This window comes from Mesorhizobium sp. M8A.F.Ca.ET.021.01.1.1 (assembly GCF_003998025.1).
GTDB lineage: Bacteria > Pseudomonadota > Alphaproteobacteria > Rhizobiales > Rhizobiaceae > Mesorhizobium.
The window spans coordinates 1-3,719 of sequence record NZ_RZSJ01000595.1 but is presented as its reverse complement, the minus strand read 5'-3'; the positions used below and the strand labels follow the sequence as shown (position 1 = coordinate 3,719).

At 64.0% G+C, this 3,719-nt stretch carries 1 protein-coding gene and 1 pseudogene; one reads left to right on the top strand and one right to left on the bottom strand.

Annotation, left to right across the window (positions count from 1 at the left end; translation table 11 throughout):
* The coding region (locus EOA36_RS30470; RefSeq protein ID WP_189553439.1) for an alpha-2-macroglobulin family protein at nucleotides 1-3,195 on the bottom strand (3,195 nt) is incomplete at its 3' end.
* A 280-nt stretch (nucleotides 3,196-3,475) separates the two neighbouring features.
* On the opposite strand from EOA36_RS30470, the pseudogene EOA36_RS30465 reads away from it, so the two are divergent.
* Nucleotides 3,476-3,719 (top strand): annotated as a pseudogene (locus EOA36_RS30465) (outer membrane protein assembly factor); the annotation flags it as partial.

Genomic DNA, 3,719 nt, shown 5'->3' with positions numbered 1-3,719 from the left:
GTCCGGCGGCGTGAGCGTGACGGCAAGCTTCTTGGCGCCCGGATCGACGGTCAGCCATTTCACGCCGATGGCGCGGGCGGGCATGCGCGTTTCCTGCGCGTCGCCCGGCCGGAAAAGGGTTGCCGTGACATAGGCGCCGGCGCCCCAGTCGTCGCCAACCGGGATGTCGACGGTGCTGCCGCCGGCCGGCACGGTCGCCGTGATGGTTTTCAGCAGCTTGTCGGAGCCGATGTTGATCAGTAATTCGCCGGCAAAATGCGGCGAGATTTTCAGCCTGGCCACTTCGCCCGCGGCATAATTGTCCTTGTCCAGGGCAATCTCCAGGCCGTCAGGCGTTTCGGTGGTGGTCGAGGCGACATACCAGCCGGCGTCGAATTCATAGCTGGTCGCCGGCCCCTCGGGATCCGATGTCTCGACCTCGAGCCTGTACTGGCCCCAGTCGACAGGTACGGAGACGGCGGCATCGCCATCGGCGTTGAGATCGATCTGGCCGTTGGCGATCGATTTGGTGAAGCTCACCGGCTCGTAGTTCCAGGAGTTGTTGGAGCGGTACCACTGGTAATTGCGTTCGACCTTGACCAGCGACCACTGCGCGCCTTTCAGCGCCTCGCGCTTGCCATCGGGATCGACGGCGATCAGGCTGAACTTGGCCGTGCCCCCCTGCGGCACTTCACCATCGGCGAAATCCGGGCGGATGCCGATCATATGGCCTTGCGGGCGGATGCCGATGTTGAGCGAACGCTCGATGGCGCGGCCACCGGTTTCGCGCATGCGCACCGTCACCTTGCCATCGACCAGCTTGGTGGTCGAGGGCAATTGGTCGACGGAGATCGGGAAGGTCGCTTTGCCGTCGTCGCCGACCACCGGCAGATCGGTGAGCGGCGTGACCGTGGGCTCCGCCGACTGCTCGTCGGCGAGGCCGAAGGAAAAGTCGGGGAAGCGGTCCCAGTCCCGGGACGTCGACAGGGTCAGTTCGCCTTCCAGCGCCAGGCCCGCCGCCGGCGCGCCATAGAGGAAGCGGCCGTCAATGTTGATGTTGGCGGTTTCACCCCGCGCAATCTCCTGCTTGTCGGCCTTCATGTCGAATTCTATGCGATCCGGCACGAAGTCCTCGACCAGGAACATCTGGCTGGCAACCGCCGGCTGCTTGGGGTCGGTGTGGATCGACACCGACCATGTGCCGCGCATGGCGTTGGCTTCGAGCGGCAGGTCGACGGCGTGACCGCCGGCCGATGCGCCGTCGCTGACGATGCGGCGGTCCTCGACGCCATCGGGACGCGAGAAGATGAAGGTCAGCGGCAGGTTCTCGACCGCCTTGGCCGCGCCGTCGCGGGCAAGCGCGGCGACATGGACGTCCTCACCGGCGCGGTAGATGCCGCGTTCGGTCCAGGCATAGACGTCGAGCGCGCCCGGTGCGGCGCGTCCGGTGACGCCGCGGTCGGACAGGTCGAAGCCGGCCTTTGACATATCGAGGAAGACGAAATCATTGTCGCCCTGCTTGGCCATCAGCACGGCCGGCACCATGCCGCCGTCACCGCGCGTCAGGCCGGGGTTGAAGACGGCATGGCCGTTCGCATCCGACGTCGCGGTTCCGAGAACTTCGTTGTTACGGGCAACCAGCGTCAGTTCGGCACCGGCAATCGGCTTGGCGCTACCCAGCGAACGGGCAAAGACGTTGAGCCCGTCCTGGCCGGTATAGGTAGACAGGCCGATGTCGGAGACGACGAACCACTGCGTGGCCAGCGAGCCGTAATCGTCGCTCTTGTCGTTGACGGCCTTGGCCGTCAGCACATAGACGCCGGGCTTGCGCTGCGGCAGCGCTTCGTCGACCGGGAAGGAGGTGGTGACCTCCTTGTTGAGGTCGTTGACGATGTCGAGCTGGCCCTGCCAGACCGGCGCGCCCATCTGCTCGGAAATGTTGGAAATGTCATAGCCGTCGAGCTGGTGCAGGAACTGATAGCCCGACAGGAGCTGCGCCAGCGAGCGGTCGCCGATGCGGTAGAGCTTCATCTCGGCGGCGTTCATGTTGACGGTGACGACCGGAATGCCGCGGCGCGCGCCGGCCGGCAGCACGAAGCTGTCGCCGGTGAAGCGGGCGGATGGCGCGCGGTCCTGCACATAGATCGACAGCACCACGGGGGCAGCGGTCACTTCGCCGATCGCGGCCGGCAGGCCGGCGCGGAAGGTGACGTCATAGTGCTGGCCGTGTTCGAGCCCTTCGACGCAGATCTGCTTGTCCTTGGCCTCGATGCCCTTGGGCGCGGCGTTGTCGACGGTGACGAACTGCGCGTAGTCGACGCCGGTCTTGACCAGATCCTCGGAGAATTGCGCGCAGATGCGCGGCGCGCTGGTGTCGGCATCGACAGAGTGATCGATGACGCGGAATCCCTTGCGGGCCTTCAGATCGGCATAATCGGCCTGGACCGCGGGCGAGCTTTCCAGCGCAAGGCTGGCTTCATAGGCCTGCAGCGCCGGCCGGTAGAGATCGCGCTTGTCGAGACCATTGCCGAGCAGCGCCAGCACTTCGGCGCGCGTCTTGGTGGTGCGCAGCAGCTTGTAGGCGTTGAAGGCGGCCGACGTGGCGTTTGACGGCAAAGTTGAGGCTTCGGAGGTGCTCGCGGCGGGCTGTACGGCCAGCGTTTCGCGCGCCAGCTTGAGCCAGAGCTGGCCGTCATCCGGCATGACCGAGACAGCGGCCTCGTATTTCTGCATGGCGGAGCGATGGTCGCCGGTCTGTACGGCTTGTTCGGCCGAGTTGATCAGCGCCGCCATGCCCTCCGTCGGCTTGTCAAAGGCAGGGCCAAGCAGCTTGTTGCGGTATTGCTGGGCCTGGTCGGCCATCCAGTTGGGGAAGAAGGCGAGTTCCGGCGGCGCGCCGATATCTGGATCGCCGTCGATGTTGACGACCTTGCCGGCGACCGCGCCGTTGAAGGATTTCAACTGGTTATAGTCGGATTTGAGAAAGCACCATTTGGCCTTGGTGTTGTAGGTGAAGGCGCGGCAGGTCGGATCGCCGAGGCATGTCGTCTTGCACTGGTCGAGCGTGACGTTCTGGTCGGACCTGAGATCGAAGCCGAAATAATCGGAATTGTCCGTCGTTGCGATTCTTCGCGCTTCCGCCGCTTGCGCGACGCTACCCCAGGCAAAGAAAAGAAGGACGAGAATCGACAGACCACGAGCCGCGCGCATTGCCATAACACCCTCCAGACAATTGCAGACGTCCGGGCATGTTCAAGCTTCAGTCAGGCTTGTCAACGCGCGGACGCGGCAGGTCTCCGCCTGCCAACGGTTTATTTTCCGGCCAAGGACCGGTATGCGGACAGTAACCTCCACGGGAAGGGGATCACGCTTTCTTGCGGAAACGCAGAAGGTGTGAATTCCAAGCCCACCCTATTTCAGACAATTGGATTGTGGCCCCTTTACGAGCGCTTCAGAACTTCATTCCAATTTTAGTTTTGTAACCTAGGTTGTCTTAATGCCGGCGCATGAAGAGCAGATGTCAGGAGGGACCGCGCCAGGGCGCGTGCTTCCGCGCGCCCTGCTTTTGGCCATGATGTGCGGGACCGCGCTGATCGCCGAATCAAGATCCGTGGCCGCGTTCGAGCTTTTCGGCATCAAGCTGTGGGGATCGTCCAGCGACGAGGACGCGGACATTGTCGATCCGCTGCGCTACGCGGTGACCATCTCCGCGCCCGACGCCGACAAGGACCTCGTCAAGA